The following is a 14,697-nucleotide window of genomic DNA, read 5'->3' as shown; positions in this document are numbered from 1 at the left end:
CACAACTCCTGTATGCCAGCTTACTACAAAATTGGCGACAAGAGACGAGAAAATGTCTGTTTAAAGCGGAGCCAAAATGGTTGGTTAGCAAACATTTCTGGTGTTACCACCTTGCAAACCCGGATATCATCCATAAAGATCCGTTCCAATTGGTCGACCGTTGCCGCATCATAGATAAAACAATTAATTTCAAAGTTCAACTTGAAGCTCCGGTAGTCCATGTTGGCAGACCCAACCGAAGCCATCTTACCGTCTACCATCACCGTCTTTGCGTGCATAAAGCCGCGCTCATAGTAGTAGATGGTGACTCCTTCACTCGCTAGTGCCCGGGCAAAATACTGACTCGCCCGGTAAACGAAGGGGTGGTCGGGCTTGCACGGGATCATGATCCGGACGTCAACCCCTGAATGCGCCGCAATTTTTAAGGCATCCAAGATACTATCGTCGGGAATCAAGTAAGGAGTTTGAATCCAGATGTGGTCGGTCGCTGCGTTAATCAACCGCAAGTAACCCAGCTTGATCTTTTCCATCCGGCTGTCAGGCCCGCTGTCCACAATCTGCATCGCCGTCGACCCATGATGGACCTTAATCGGCGGGAAGTATGCCTGATAGTGCAGGATTCGCTCCTCATCGCCGTTCATTGAGGCGTTCCAGTCACGAATGAAGCGCTGCTGTAAGGAATAGACCGCCCCACCCAAAATGCGCAGGTGGGTGTCGCGCCACGGGCCAAACTTAGCAACGCGGCCAAGGTATTGGTCACCAATATTAAAGCCGCCCACATAACCGTATTTGCCGTCGAGAACAACAATCTTACGGTGATCACGGTAGTTAATCCGAAAGTCGAAAAGGTTGCTCCGGGTCATCAAGAATTGGGCTGCATGGCCGCCATTTTCCCGCAACTGATTGTAAAAGCTGGGTTTAACCCCACGCGACCCCCAAGAATCATAGAGGACCCGTACTTCTACACCCTGGGCTGCCTTCTCTTCCAGCAAGGTGCGCAGGTCGTTACCAATCTGGTCGTTATAGATCGTGTAGAACTCGATATGGATACTTTTCTTGGCCGCCGCAATGTCCTTAAACAGCTGGTCAAAAAACTCATCACTGCCATCATAGATATCGACATGATTATGACGGGTAAAGTAGGCGTGGTCGATGCTTTGAAACAGCTGAACCGTCCGCCAATAGGTTCGGGTGGTCATTTCTTGCGGCTGTTCCATTTCGTGGATTTGCTTCTGCTGGGCATCAAAGGCCGACTTCAATTCCAGCTGAGTGGCCGTTTGAATCCGAGCCATCCGCTTTTTGGTTGGCTTCCGACCCAAGAAGGCATAGGCAATGAAGCCAAACACCGGAATCAAAGTTAAGACCAACAACCATGCCCAGGTGGCCGCAATGTCCCTTTTTTCACGGAAAACGGTAATCAGGGCCGCCACTTCGTTGAAAATGACGATCACTAGCAATGTTAATAAAATCAAACGCCATGTTGCCGTGATCATCGTTCCCGCCTCTTTTCGATCTTTAAGATAATTTTAACTCATCTAATTTCGTGAACCAACCGCGTGACTCACTTATAATTAGGAACAAATTACAAGGAGTGATTCAAAATGATCGATTATCCTTTTGGCCTCGGCCAGATTCATGCCTTCCACATGCTATTCAAAGAAGACCCGCGCTTAGCCATCATTGTTTTGATTTTGCTAATCGCTTTAGCCTACTATTTCAAATCTCGTCGTTAATCTCTGCAGCAACAAAAAAGGTCCCGGAATTGGATCAAACCAATTCCGGGACCGCTTATTTATTTAAGGATTAGTCGTTGGACTTGTCTTCCTTGTCCTGACTTTCTTCCTTCTTCAATTCCTTGCTGTCATCGGTGGCATCCTTGGCGTTGACGATTACCAAGTCACCGTCCTTCATTTCGGCAACTAAGTGCTTTTCGTCTAAGTGGTCTAAGTAGTAATCAGTGACCTTGTCACGAATTTCACGTTCGATCACCCGCCGCAATGGACGAGCACCCATGGCCTTGTCGTAACCCTTGTCGATCAAGAAGAGTTTGGCTGCTTCAGTTACCTTTACATCCATGCCCTTCTTAGCCAGCGTCTCGTTAACGCCCTTGATCATCAGGTCCACGATCTTGTGCAGGTTGTCCTTGCTCAAGCTGTGGAATTCAACGATGGCGTTAAACCGGTTCAGGAATTCTGGACGGAAGTAGGTGGTTAACTTCTTAATCAGGTCTTCTTCGTCCTTTTCGTTGCCTAATTTAACTGGGGCGTCCTTGGAGTAGCCGGCATTAGAGGTTGCGATAATAATCGTGTTCTTAAAGTCGACCGTGTTGCCTTGGCCATCAGTCAGACGACCATCATCAAGTACTTGCAGCAGTAAGGTGATCACTTGTGGGTCAGCCTTTTCGATTTCATCGAGCAAGATGATGGAGTATGGGTGACGACGTACTTTTTCAGTCAACGTGTTGCCGTTGTCGTTGTAGCCAACGTAACCAGCAGTGGCACCGATCAACTTGGAAACCGCCGTCCGGTCAGAGTATTCGGACATGTCTAACCGAATCAGGTCGTTTTCAGAGCCGAACATGTCGAGAGCTAATTGCTTAGCCAGTTCAGTCTTACCAACACCGGTCGGGCCAACGAACAGGAAGCTGCCGATTGGCCGGTTGCCTTCGTCAAAGCCGGCACGGTTCCGCCGAATGGCCCGTGATACAGCTTCAACGGCTTCATCTTGGCCAATGACCTTGCCTTCCAGCCGCTTGTCCATGTTCTTCAAGCGCTGAACATCCGTTGCACCGATCTTAGAAACCGGAATGCCCGTCATCTGTTCAATAGCGGCAGCTACGTCGTTTGGTGTTGCCGTAACTTCCTTCTGCTTGGAGTGGTCTTTGATCTGCTTCTTCAAGTCAGCAACCCGATCCTTGGACTTCTGAGCTGCTTGGTAATCTTCCTTCTTAACAGCTTCTTGCTGCTTTTCTTCTTCCTTCTTGATCTCAGCCTCAATGTCCTTAACATCCTTGACTGGGTGTTTAGCAGCTAAGTGAGCAGCCGTCATATCGATCAGGTCAATGGCCTTGTCTGGCAGTGACCGCTGTGGAATGTATTGAACGGAGTAGTCAACCGCTGCCTTCAATACATCGTCTGGCAACTTAACGTTGTGGTGCTTCTCGTACAAAGTCTGGATACCCTTCAAAATCTTCAGGGTGTCTTCCTTGCTTGGAGCGTTGACCGTAACGGCATTAAACCGCCGTGCCAATGCGGCATCCTTCATGATGGTGTTCCGGTATTCGTCCTGGGTCGTTGCACCGATCACGGTAATTTCACCCCGTGACAATGCTGGCTTGATGATATCAGCCATCCCCTTGGAGCCGTCTTCATCACCAGTTGAACCTGCACCGATGATCTGGTGAATTTCATCGAAGAACAGGATAACGTTGCCGGCCTTCTTGACTTCATCAATCAGTTTCTGCATGTTCTCTTCGAAGCTGCCACGGTACTGGGTACCAGCTTCCAAACCAGAAATGTCGATACTGATGATTTGCTTGTCCTTAATCGGTGCCGGTACATCACCAGCAACGATGGCCTGGGCCAAGCCTTCAACAACGGCCGTCTTACCAACACCAGCGTCACCAACCAAAACAGGGTTGTTCTTCGTCCGCCGACTCAAAATTTCGGCAGTTTCCTGAATTTCCTTGTTCCGGCCAATCACTGGGTCCAACTTGCCTTCACGGGCTTCCTTAGTTAAGTTGCGACCTAATTTTTCCAAAATGCCCTTTGGCTTGCCAGCCTTAGTTGCTTGGGCGCCAGGTTGTTGAATACCAGAGCCTGGTAAACGACCTGTCCGCCGGTACTGAGCGAATTCTTCAGGGGTAACTTCCCGACCATTGATCAGGTAGCGGCGGTTATCAGAGTTGAATCCACCCATGCCGCCCATGAGCTGGTCAAAAATGTCATTCATGTTGTCATCAAATGGATCTCTTGGTGTTTGTGCCATAGTAAAATCCCCCTTTATTTATTTCATTAATTGATCATCGTCGTTTAAATCAGCATCACTCTATTAGTCTTCGAGGTAGCTTTCTTCCAAATCTCGCAATACCTGCCACATCCGCCGATGCTGTGCTTGCGCAATCGCATCCAAATCGCGGAGATTAAGCGGTGTTGCACTTGTCTGCTCCTTATTAAACGACTTGTGTAAAGTGGTGTAGCCGTAGCCGGAAATCTTAGCTACTTGGTAGATGGTTAGATGATTTGCACGCAAATAGCTTTTAATATCAATCCGCATTACTACTCACTTCCTTTACACTTATTAGTATACCACATCTGTGATATATCACAAGTGTGAAACACTAATTTTTTGACTTTTTTGACCTTTATTTTTTAAAACTGCTTAATCCCTTGTCACGACTGACTTTTACCATATTTGTGCATAAAAAATAGGCTTTTGATGTTTGTCGATTAAACACCAAAAGCCTGTAATCAGTAGCTTAGTCCTTCTTCAATTCTGCGTAGGCCTTTTCCAAGTTGTTTTCTTCTTCCGCGGAAACCCGTGGATAAGAAAGCGGCAGTTGGCTGATTCTGGCTAACAGAATATCCGAGAAGATCGCACGGCAGGTCCACTTGTCATCAGCTGGCAAAACGTACCATGGATTTTCCACCGATGCCGTAGCGTTGATTGCCCGCTGGTATGCGTCTTGATACTGGTTCCAGAAGCCCCGCTCCCGAATGTCGGCTGAGGAGAACTTCCAATTCTTATTCTTCTCCTCAATCCGGGCGATGAACCGTTTCTTCTGTTCATCTTTTGACACATGTAGGAAGAACTTCAAAATCACATAACCACAGTGGGTTAAGTAACGCTCGTAATTGCAGATGTCTCTGTAACGTGTCTGGTAAAACGACTCGTTGATATCATCCAGACGATGAATCCCCGGCAAATTGGCATTCAATAAGATTTCCGGGTGAACACGGGAGATCAAGACATCTTCATAGTATGACCGGTTGAAGATCCCAATTTTCCCTCTTTCCGGCAGCTGGGCATTCACCCGCCACAGGAAGTCATGGCGCAGGTCAATGCTGTTGGGTTGCTTGAAACTGGCAACCTGAAAACCGGCAGGCGTAATACCCTTGAAGACGTGGTTGACCAGACTGTCCTTACCAGCCGCGTCCATCGCCTGGAGAACAATGATTAGGCCGTAGTGATGACGAGCAAACAGCATCTCTTGATCTTTGGCGAACTCCTTCATCCGTTTCTGTACGTGTTTTTCAGCCTCATCTTTTGTTAAAAGTTTTTTGGGCTTCGTGGAGACTTCCTTGATCTTAAAGTTTCCCTGCTGATATTCATAATCACTAATCTTCATCCTATTACCAGCTTTCCAATAATCGATTTGCAATTCATTATGTTTCACGTGGAACAAAAGTTATTTATGGTATGGCATGCCGTGAATGATCGTAAATGCCCGGTAAATTTGTTCCGTCAACACTAACCGCATTAGCTTGTGCGGCATGGTGAAGCGGCCAAACGAAATCTGGGTGTCCGCCCGCTTTAACACTTCCGGGCTCAATCCCAGTGACCCGCCGATGACAAAGGTCAGGTCGCTGTGACCATAAGTCGTTAGTTGATTGATTTCATGGGCGAATTCTTCCGACGACCGTTCTTTGCCTTTGATTGCCAATGCAAAGACATATTCGCGATCCTTAATCTTCGCCAAAATCCGCTGGCCTTCTTTTGCCATCACCTCGTCCATTTCGGCCTGACTCAGTGATTCTGGAGCCTGCTCATCCGCCACTTCGACAATTTTAAAATCACAAAAGCGGCTCAACCGTTTCGCGTACTCGGCAATCCCCGCCTTGAAATATTTTTCTTTAATCTTTCCGACACCAATGATCTTAACTTTCATTCGTAAAAACTCCTTTGGTGACCAGTGTAGTTGATCAACAATCCATCGGTCAATCACAAGTAACGAGGGGATTGTTGATAACTATCCCTTTTCCACACATTATCCACAAGTTATCCACAGATTTGAGTGGAAAACTCGCGTCGTTCGCCTTTTCTTTTTGCTTGACCACAAACGGTTATCCACAAGTTGTGACAATCTCCACAAAAACAGTTGTTCGGAGTCACCTGTCAAAGTCCTTGTCGCCCAAGGAGCTTCGACTTTGCTTTTTATTAATAATCCACTTTTCCACACTTGTGGACAGTTCCTGTGGATAACTTTGTGCACAGTTTTAATGGTTGATTTGACAGCTTTCAACAGCCTGTGGATAATTCTGTGGATAAGTTTTCGGCAATTATCCACATTCACCATTACTAAACTCCGATCATTCGTTATTGCCAAAACTAATCCGAATGAAAGTAATTTATCGGCTTTCTGGAATTTTTTTGATCGGATCCATTCCTTTATTCACTAGGGATACAGCAAGCTTAAAAATAAACAGGTCGCAATGTTCAACTAAAGAACGAACATTAACGACCTGTTTGATTTAATTGGGGTTAACTTGATTATTGACCATCATCCGCCGAATTATTATCCGGTTGCTGGCCACTATCAGCATTTTGATTATTCTTTTGCGACTGACTATCGCTATTCTTGGCCTCGCTTAACTTAACCGTCTTCTCAACCTTCTTGCCATCATGGTAGAAAGTAATCTTCACTGACTGGCCAACCTTGTACTTGTAGAGGTAAGTCTTCAGGCTGCCACCGCCATTGACTTTGTGATCGCCAATCTTCACAATCACGTCGTACTTGCGAATGCCAGCTTGGTCAGCGGCTGAGCCATCAACGACTTGCATTACTACTGCACCCTTTGTGACTGAGCCTGGTAGCTTCAATACCGAGGACTGTTGATCCTTGGATACGCTGGATAAGTCGATGACACCAACGCCCAGTGACGGCCGGCTGATCTTCCCGTTGGCCACTAACTGGTTGATGACTTTAACGACCTCGTTACTTGGGATCGAGAAGCCCATGCCTTCAACGGTGCTTCCTTCGCCATTAGAGGCCAACTTCATCGAGTTGATCCCGATGACTTGACCGGCCATGTTGATTAAAGGACCACCTGAGTTACCAGAGTTAATTGCGGCATCCGTTTGAATAACGGTCGTTGCGGCAGCATTCGAATTGGCCTTGATCGTCCGTTTCTTAGCGGAAATGATCCCCTTGGTAACCGTGTTGGCATATTCGCTACCCATTGGTGAACCGATTGCCAATACGTCCTGGCCAGCGGTAATGTCGTTGGAGTTACCGAACGAAGCCACTGACTTCACACCTGCCGCACTAATCTTCAGGACAGCCAGGTCGGTGGTGGCATCAGTACCAACGATATTGGCTGAAACTTCCTTACCGTTGCTCATGATGACCTTTAAGGCATTGGATCCTGAAACCACGTGATTGTTGGTAACCACGTAGGCAGAACCGCCTGCTTTCTTGTAAATAACCCCAGAACCTTCGCTGGCCGTCTGCAGCTTGCCGGAATTATTCCCGCCTTGTGTGCCAAAGAGGCTGAACAAACCGTTATTGCTTTGGCCGCGTTGCAGATTGATTACTGAAACCACTGAATCCTTCATCGAATTGTAAGCAGAGGTTGATTCGTTACTGAGCTTGGCCTTGTTTTTGTGAACCGAGGTGCCGCCTTCTTTGTTTGAAGCACCAGGCACCCGGCTGGAAATGCCAGACCGCATGTTGTCAATCATGCTGCCGGCACCCATTGCACAAGCTCCGCCGATTAGCCCTGCTACTAAGCCGACGAGGATCACTTTTAACCAAAATTTTCTTCCTTGTCCGCTATTCTGCATATTTTTTCCTCCAGAAGCTTATTTGCCGTTATTATAAAAAAGTTGTTTGAAGAAAGTTTGAATTTGCTTCTAATTTTTCATCACAAATTCAAGAGCGGAGTGGGTTGATCCTGGTTAGCATCATCCAAACGAAAGTCATGATCAACGCCTAGATCATCCTCTTCTAGCATGCTGGCTACGGTCAAATGAGCCAATGCACGGGTGTTGTTCTCATGGCTGCGGTGACCCAACAACACCTCTTTGGTTCGTGGCCCAATCACACTCATCAGCGCATCCGCACTCTCTTCGTTGGACAAGTGGCCTTCGTCGCTCAAAATCCGCTGCTTCAACGGCCAGGAATACTTGGTGCCATTCATCAGCATTTCCGTATCATGGTTGCATTCCATCAGGTAAGCATCCGCATCCCGGATTGTGCCGGCAACGCGATCGGATACATAACCCGTGTCCGTTAAAATACAAAAGGTCTTATTGTCGTGGTGGACCTGATAAAACTGGGGTTCAGCGGCATCATGGGAAACCGCAAAACTTTCCACCTGCAAGTCACCGAAGTCCTTGACCTTTCCTGGTTCGATCAAATTCTTCTGAGACAGGTCGACCTTGCCGATCTTGTTGGCCATCGCCTGCCAAGTACCTTTGTTGGCGTAGACCGCCATTCCATACCGGCGGGCAAGTACCCCCACGCCATGACAGTGGTCGCTGTGTTCGTGGGTCACAAAGATCGCATCGACATCTTTCAGGGAACGGCCGATTTTTTCCATCCGCTCCTCAATCCGTTTACCGCTCAAGCCCGCATCAATCAGAATTCGGTGGTGGGCAGTTTCGATATAAGTGGAATTCCCCTGACTGCCACTGGCAAGAATGCTGTAATGAATCTCGTCTGCATTCACAATAGATAGCTCCCTTAAGTAATTATTCTTTAATCTGCGTCCCGCTAAAGGCGTTGACCTTCAGCTGCGCGTTGTTATTGCCATTCTTAGATTTAACGTTTACCAACCAGGTCGGAATCAGCACACGCTGGCCGTGGCGGCTCGTCAACTTGGAATAACCAAACAGAACGGAACCAACCCGTGAGTTATTAGGAATTTGGTTATGCTTGTACAGCCAAAGGACGGCCGAAGTTTCACTGACCGTCTTATCCCGTGGCCGCAAAATCGTCAAGCTTCCTAGTTCACCCTGCTTATAACCGGTGACCTCGTTCTTATCGTTGATAATAAAGCGGATCTGACCTTCTTTGCCGGCAAATGGCTGCCCCTTCACCTGCTGGGCGAAAACCGCTTGGTGCTTAGTCGACAGCGCCTGATTGTAGGAATACTTTTTGCCGTCGATCACCTGGTGACGGTTATTGACGACCTTCTGCAATTGCTGGGCGATTTCCGACTCGTCCTTCAATTCAATCGGATGTTCAAAATTCACCACGAGCAGGTCATCTTCCATCCGCGTGGAAACCCCATGTAGCGACGAGGCACGCGATTCTAACGAGCTGTTTTTAGCCGCCAGGTAATAGCCGTTTCGCGGTTGATGAGATTGCGGCCGGTAACTGATCATATCGTTGCGCATTTCCTTTAACGTCAAGGCGCGTTGGTTTTGAGCCTGGGTAGAAGCCCCTTGGAAATGGGTCCCCCACAGTAATGAACCCAGCAGTGCTGCATTCAAAATAGCGAAGGCAACTAAAAAAATCACTTCAATTCGTCTAAAATTCATTTTTTAGCCCCCTCACTTCGTCAAAGTTTGGTAATCAACCCAGTTGCCGCGGTAGTGCACGTAATAGGTAGGTGTTAGAGTAACGGTCTTATCGGATTGGTTGCTCTGCCAACGATAACCCACACGCAGGCCGGTAATGTCCTTCATGTGATTGCTGTTATGCAACTCATTGAAGACCACCGCCGATGACGGCAACCGTGTCCAGTGCTTGTCGACCGGCAATGGCACCTGCAGGCTGTAACGGGAGAAGTGGTAGCGTTCCACACCCTCCGTGCTTAGCTGAACACGAACCTCACCATATCCATCATCGTTGAAGACAGGGAAGTTCTCCACGTAGCTACGGTAGGTGATGGTCTTTGAACCAGAATTGTAGGCATCATAACGTAAGGAATCCAGCGAAATCGTGCTCTTCGATAACCGTTCATAGAGGTGACCGAAGATTGACTGATAGCTGTAATGCTGGTCTTGTCCCATATAATGCTCGTAATCCAGCGTTCCTCGTTTGTGGTTGTAGTTTAAATGACGGCTGGGACTATCGCTGTAAGTCGTCACATCACCCTCGGTCTGGCTGTTAATGTTGCCTTTCCGCGAATTATTCATCAACGACTGACTGATGTTGTCGACATTCGCGGTCGTGATCCGGTAGGCAAACTCCGGCAGCTTAACCCCATTTGGATAGGTGACAAACGGCCGGTTGTTAACGATCTTGTGGTCCACACTAAAATGGTGGCCGCCCTTCATCGCCTTCTTAATTGCGGCAATCTGCATGTTACGGACATTAATCCGGTAAACCTGGAAATGGTCATCACTCAGCAAGTAGATGTGGTGACTATCGTTCAATGGCAGCACAATGTGGTTAACCCGACTGATGCGGTCCGTTGACAAGGATGCATTGAAACTGTCATTGAAGATTGTTAATGGCACCGTTGCCGGATAAGAAAGCAGTAGGGAATTGTCGTGCCGCAAATATGATAAATAATTGCCGCTGCTGTTTGAACTAATTCGGCGTCCACTCCGCAATTGCCAGTTTCGTAGGCTCTCCTTGATCGTTAACATCAGGTTGCGCGGCTGATCATACAAGAATTGTTGACTACCATCGCCCTTAGTATGAATGATGGTGCTTGGCAGATAGATATCTTGCATGCTTTGACTGGTCGTTTGCTGCTCATTCCGGCTGCCATCTTCACCACGGTGTTCGAAGTGGTAAGGACTAATCCATACAATTGCCGAGAGTGCCATACTCAAGACAACCATGATGGTTAGTAAAATGCCGATCCAATTGTTACGCAATCGATTAAGCATCCCATTCATCCCCTTCGTCGTAAGGCATATATGGCAATGAAATGTAGAAGGTTGAGCCCTTGCCTTCAACACTATCAACCCAGATCTGACCACCTAACAAGTTAACAACTTCCTTGGAGATCGCCAGACCCAAGCCGGTACCACCCTGCTTGCGTGACCGTGCCTTATCAACCCGGAAGAAACGGTCGAAGATATGGCTAACGTCTTTACGTGGAATCCCCAGACCTTGGTCGCTAATACTCAAGATCACGTGGTTGTGCGTTTCCACTAGGCGGGCCGTGATTACCCCACCATCTGGCGAATACTTCACGGCATTGTTCATGATGTTATCAATCACCTGGGTAAACTTATCCGTATCGATCTCAACCCACAGGTCCTTTTTGGTAATCTGACGTTCGATCGTGTACTTCTTTTTCTTCGGGTCCTTCTCCTTCTTCAAAATCATATCGAAGCGGTTAAGGATGTAATTGAAGAGCTCATTAATATTAACGTATTCCAGGTTCAACTTGGCCGTCCCGGAATCCATCCGCGACAAGCTCAGTAGGTCGTTAATCATCCGGATCATCCGTTCAGTTTCGTCTTGGATGACCTTCAGAAACTTCGGCGCAATTTCCGGGTCTTTCCAGGCACCGTCACTCAGCGCCTCAACGTAAGACTTCACACTGGTCAGTGGCGTCCGCAATTCATGCGAAACATTGGAAACGAACTGTTTACGTTCTTGATCTTCCTTCTGCTGACTAGTAACGTCATGCAGAACACAGACGAAGCCGCTCACAAAGCCAGACTCTCGTTGAATCGCCGAGAAGTAGGCAGAAAGAATCAGCCCACTCTTATTGCTATTGTCATCCAGCAAAACCTGCTCCTGGTCTTTTTCTACCAGTTCCCGGATGCTGTAATCCTTGCGCAGGTCCAGAACGTCCAAAATTGGCTTGCCGATTACTTCATCAGCTTCGTCAATATCCAACAGCTGCAGAGCCGTTTCGTTAATCACGGTAATGTTTCCCCGCCGGTCAGTGGCTAAAACACCATCGGACATGTGAGATAAGACGCTATGCAACCGCCGTTGTTCGGCGTCGGATAATTCTTGACTCTCTTCGACCCGAACGGACAGGTTGTTAATGGCACCGGCTAATTGGCCTAACTCGTCGTTACCGGTAACGTTGACCCGTCCGGAAAAGTCACCACGGGCGATTCGTAAGGTCTGTTTACGCATTTCTTCAATCGGTCGCGTTATTTCCCGGGAAATTAAAATGGATAAACCCAAACTGAAAATAATGGTGATAAAGGCCGCAAATGCATAAATCAAAGAAATGCTATTAATGCTGGAATATACGCCTTCCAAGCTTGCCCGCAGATACACTGCCCCGACAACGTTGTTAGTGTTATTGGGACTCAACAAAGGTACGACGTTGATATAGTAGTGATCGTGTGATGACTGGTAGTAAACATTTTTGCTGTGGGAACGGTTAGTCGCTAAGGTGTTCTTAACGGCACTGTCCGTTGCCCGCTGACCAATAATGTCTTGGTTGTTTGAATTACTGGTCCCCCGAATAATCCCTTTACTGTCAACGACCCGGATTTCGGAGATGTTATTGTTGTTGACCTCAGCCAAGATTTGCCGGATTTGCCGGTTGGCTTTCTTGGTATCGTTGCGGTTCAATTGGGTTGCCAACGAGTTATCAATGTAGGTTGGCAATTCAACCTGCTGTTTGAAGGTCGTCAAATTTTGGTGTTCCAGTTGGCGTACAAAAACCGCCCCAACAATTTCAAGCGTTAACATCAACATTAACGTGAATACCAGGGCGATCTTAAAATGTATCGATTGATATAATTTAATCTTGCTGTTCACCGCTAAATCTGCCCCTACTCTTGATTAGGATTAGCTAAGTAGTAACCAACACCACGACGCGTCATCAGCCACTTGGGATGACTAGGATTGTCTTCGATCTTTTCACGGAGACGACGAACGGTAACATCGACCGTCCGGACATCACCAAAGTAGTCATAACCCCAAACGGTTTGTAAAAGGCGCTCACGATTAATAACCTGACCCAGGTGCTGTGCCAGGTAATGCAATAATTCAAATTCACGGTGGGTCAAATTGATGTTGTCACCGCGCTTGGTAACCGTGTAGGCATCTGGGTGAATGGTTAAGTCACCGATCTGGATGTCATTGCTATGCTGGTCACCATTCGGAGCGCTTGCTGCCGCTTGCCGCCGCAAGTTTGCCTTTACCCGGGCAACCAATTCACGGTTAGAGAATGGCTTCGTAACATAGTCATCGGCCCCTAATTCAAGGCCCAGGACCTTATCTAATTCGGAGTCCTTAGCCGTTACCATGATAATTGGCGTGGTGTGCTTGGCCCGGACCCGCTTGGCGACTTCCAACCCATCGATCTTAGGCAGCATCAGGTCCAAGATAATCAAGTCAGGCTGTTCGGTCTCAACCTTGTCCAAGGCTTCTTCACCATCAAAGGCCGTTGCGACTTCGTAACCTTCCTTTTCTAGGTTGAATTTTATGATGTCAGAAATTGGTTTTTCGTCATCCACTACCAATACTTTTTTGGCCATGCGAATTCCTCCATTTAAATACCGACAAATGCCGGTTTATCCCGTTTTTTTACTGCTAACATTATAGCACATGACCCAGCGAGTCCTATTTGTTTGCCTTGCCAGTTAATTATCTGCAAAAAAATTCTTGCCACCTTCATAATTATTTGTTACTATATAACTTGTCGTGAATGACATGGGCAGTTAGCTCAGCTGGCAGAGCAACGGACTCTTAATCCGTGGGTCCAGGGTTCGATCCCCTGACTGCCCATCAGAGGTTTACAAAGACTGAGATTCATTTCTCAGTCTTTTTTTGTGCTTTGAGACATTATGATAGTTGTGCTTGGTCGTTAATTATTTTTCAAAAAAGCCCTTGCAAAAGCTAATAATTTTTGATATTATTACCGTTGTTGTTAAAGATATGGGCAGTTAGCTCAGCTGGCAGAGCAACGGACTCTTAATCCGTGGGTCCAGGGTTCGATCCCCTGACTGCCCATCATATCAAAGAGACCACCAGATTTGGTGGTCTTTTTTTATTTTCCTATTGCTTGTTACCCGACGTCATTAGCTACACTTTAAGTCAGAAAGGAGGCCAACACATGTATTCTAGTGGTCAGTTAGCAAAACAATGCCACACCTCGATCAGAACCGTCCAGTATTACGATGCAAAAGGGCTGTTGATTGCCAAAAGAACGGCCAACAACCGGCGAGAATATGATGAGGCAGATCGTTTACGCCTGCAGCAGATTCTGGCATACCGTCAACTAGGCTTCCAGCTGAAAGATATTCAGCAGTTGATCAACAATGATCATAATTCTCAACTTTTATCGTCATTGATTGACCAACAAATTCATGCACTTCATGATCAACAGCGACTCACGACCTCCCAGCTTGAGGGGCTTAAGTACCTTAAGAAAAAGGTGCAGTCGCCAGTTGACTTTTCAACCAACGTCCAAGAAAAGGTGGCATCAAACATGAAAATGACTAGTAAACTCCATCGCTTGCGATTGCGGATCCTATCTTGGGGAGCAATTGTCGACTGTCTTCTTTGGGGCAGCTTAATCTATGTATTTTATCAAGGTGCTTCAGGCTGGTGGTTCGTTTTCGGCCTCTTATGCTCATTGATCATTGCCGGCGAAATCACCTATTCCTACTACCAGCACTCCATGTACCTGTGCCCCCATTGCCAATCTGAATTCGTTCCCAATTTCAAATCCTGGATCTTCGCTGCTCACACTCCTAACACCAGAAAACTAATTTGTCCTCATTGTCAGCAAAAGAATTTCTGTGTTGAAGAGTACCGTTAACTCCTTCAGTTCAATTAAAAAATGGCCGCTAATATAAGCTTTCTTGCCTATCCTA

13 protein-coding genes and 2 tRNA genes are annotated in these 14,697 nt (G+C 47.1%); 4 read left to right on the top strand and 11 right to left on the bottom strand.

Annotated elements, in window-relative coordinates; all coding sequences use genetic code 11:
• Positions 1-23: 23 nt before the first annotated feature.
• On the bottom strand, positions 24-1,493 hold the full coding sequence (gene cls / locus IV45_RS07340) for a cardiolipin synthase (RefSeq protein ID WP_057742187.1): 1,470 nt from the start codon (positions 1,491-1,493) through the stop codon (positions 24-26).
• Between the two features lie 108 nt (positions 1,494-1,601).
• Here cls and IV45_RS08055 point away from each other — a divergent pair, with 108 nt between their 5' ends.
• A complete protein-coding gene (locus IV45_RS08055) occupies positions 1,602-1,733 on the top strand; it encodes a hypothetical protein (protein WP_268872328.1) in 132 nt (43 codons plus the stop codon).
• Between the two features lie 70 nt (positions 1,734-1,803).
• Here the strand turns inward: IV45_RS08055 and IV45_RS07335 are convergent, their stop codons facing one another.
• From IV45_RS07335 to yycF, 10 genes are all read right to left on the bottom strand, one after another.
• Complete coding sequence (locus tag IV45_RS07335; protein WP_057742185.1) at positions 1,804-3,987, bottom strand: ATP-dependent Clp protease ATP-binding subunit; 2,184 nt, start codon at positions 3,985-3,987, stop codon at positions 1,804-1,806.
• Between the two features lie 63 nt (positions 3,988-4,050).
• On the bottom strand, positions 4,051-4,275 hold the full coding sequence (locus tag IV45_RS07330) for a hypothetical protein (RefSeq protein ID WP_057742182.1): 225 nt from the start codon (positions 4,273-4,275) through the stop codon (positions 4,051-4,053).
• A 202-nt stretch (positions 4,276-4,477) separates the two neighbouring features.
• Positions 4,478-5,347: a PPK2 family polyphosphate kinase gene (locus IV45_RS07325; RefSeq protein WP_057742180.1), complete on the bottom strand. Its 870-nt coding sequence runs from the start codon at positions 5,345-5,347 to the stop codon at positions 4,478-4,480.
• Positions 5,348-5,407: 60 nt separating this feature from the next.
• Positions 5,408-5,887 (bottom strand): 23S rRNA (pseudouridine(1915)-N(3))-methyltransferase RlmH, encoded by a 480-nt coding sequence (gene rlmH / locus IV45_RS07320; RefSeq protein WP_057742177.1) that lies wholly within the window; start codon positions 5,885-5,887, stop codon positions 5,408-5,410.
• Positions 5,888-6,489: 602 nt separating this feature from the next.
• Entirely contained in the window at positions 6,490-7,782 is a 1,293-nt protein-coding gene (locus IV45_RS07315) for a S1C family serine protease (RefSeq protein WP_057742174.1), read from the bottom strand.
• An 80-nt stretch (positions 7,783-7,862) separates the two neighbouring features.
• Positions 7,863-8,672 (bottom strand): MBL fold metallo-hydrolase, encoded by an 810-nt coding sequence (locus tag IV45_RS07310; protein WP_057742171.1) that lies wholly within the window; start codon positions 8,670-8,672, stop codon positions 7,863-7,865.
• A gap of 19 nt (positions 8,673-8,691) precedes the next feature.
• Positions 8,692-9,483: a two-component system regulatory protein YycI gene (locus IV45_RS07305; protein ID WP_057742168.1), complete on the bottom strand. Its 792-nt coding sequence runs from the start codon at positions 9,481-9,483 to the stop codon at positions 8,692-8,694.
• A 12-nt stretch (positions 9,484-9,495) separates the two neighbouring features.
• Positions 9,496-10,785, bottom strand: coding sequence for a YycH family regulatory protein (locus tag IV45_RS07300; RefSeq protein ID WP_057742164.1), 1,290 nt, complete (start codon positions 10,783-10,785; stop codon positions 9,496-9,498).
• A complete protein-coding gene (walK, locus tag IV45_RS07295; RefSeq protein WP_057742162.1) occupies positions 10,778-12,634 on the bottom strand; it encodes a cell wall metabolism sensor histidine kinase WalK in 1,857 nt (618 codons plus the stop codon). The genes IV45_RS07300 and walK overlap by 8 nt, the downstream gene beginning before the upstream one ends.
• Before the next feature lie 14 nt (positions 12,635-12,648).
• A complete protein-coding gene (yycF, locus tag IV45_RS07290) occupies positions 12,649-13,356 on the bottom strand; it encodes a response regulator YycF (protein ID WP_057742159.1) in 708 nt (235 codons plus the stop codon).
• A 177-nt stretch (positions 13,357-13,533) separates the two neighbouring features.
• Here yycF and IV45_RS07285 point away from each other — a divergent pair.
• The 3 genes from IV45_RS07285 to IV45_RS07275 all read left to right on the top strand — a co-directional run bounded on the left by IV45_RS07285 (position 13,534) and on the right by IV45_RS07275 (position 14,642).
• Positions 13,534-13,606: transfer RNA gene (locus IV45_RS07285), tRNA-Lys, on the top strand.
• A gap of 152 nt (positions 13,607-13,758) precedes the next feature.
• Positions 13,759-13,831 (top strand) — tRNA-Lys (locus IV45_RS07280).
• A gap of 103 nt (positions 13,832-13,934) precedes the next feature.
• Positions 13,935-14,642 (top strand): MerR family transcriptional regulator, encoded by a 708-nt coding sequence (locus IV45_RS07275; RefSeq protein ID WP_057742156.1) that lies wholly within the window; start codon positions 13,935-13,937, stop codon positions 14,640-14,642.
• Positions 14,643-14,697 lie beyond the last annotated feature (55 nt).

The sequence above is a fragment of the Limosilactobacillus secaliphilus genome, from assembly GCF_001437055.1.
GTDB classification, from domain to species: Bacteria; Bacillota; Bacilli; order Lactobacillales; family Lactobacillaceae; genus Limosilactobacillus; species Limosilactobacillus secaliphilus.
This window is presented reverse-complemented; position numbering and strand designations above follow the sequence as displayed.

Bases quoted from the DNA above. Each gene is read 5' to 3' on its own strand.
- cls (WP_057742187.1), bottom strand. From the start codon at position 1,493: ATGATCACGGCAACATGGCGTTTGATTTTATTAACATTGCTAGTGATC.
- IV45_RS08055 (WP_268872328.1), top strand. From the start codon at position 1,602: ATGATCGATTATCCTTTTGGCCTCGGCCAGATTCATGCCTTCCACATG.
- IV45_RS07335 (WP_057742185.1), bottom strand. From the start codon at position 3,987: ATGGCACAAACACCAAGAGATCCATTTGATGACAACATGAATGACATT.
- IV45_RS07330 (WP_057742182.1), bottom strand. From the start codon at position 4,275: ATGCGGATTGATATTAAAAGCTATTTGCGTGCAAATCATCTAACCATC.
- IV45_RS07325 (WP_057742180.1), bottom strand. From the start codon at position 5,347: ATGAAGATTAGTGATTATGAATATCAGCAGGGAAACTTTAAGATCAAG.
- rlmH (WP_057742177.1), bottom strand. From the start codon at position 5,887: ATGAAAGTTAAGATCATTGGTGTCGGAAAGATTAAAGAAAAATATTTC.
- IV45_RS07315 (WP_057742174.1), bottom strand. From the start codon at position 7,782: ATGCAGAATAGCGGACAAGGAAGAAAATTTTGGTTAAAAGTGATCCTC.
- IV45_RS07305 (WP_057742168.1), bottom strand. From the start codon at position 9,483: ATGAATTTTAGACGAATTGAAGTGATTTTTTTAGTTGCCTTCGCTATT.
- IV45_RS07300 (WP_057742164.1), bottom strand. From the start codon at position 10,785: ATGCTTAATCGATTGCGTAACAATTGGATCGGCATTTTACTAACCATC.
- yycF (WP_057742159.1), bottom strand. From the start codon at position 13,356: ATGGCCAAAAAAGTATTGGTAGTGGATGACGAAAAACCAATTTCTGAC.
- IV45_RS07275 (WP_057742156.1), top strand. From the start codon at position 13,935: ATGTATTCTAGTGGTCAGTTAGCAAAACAATGCCACACCTCGATCAGA.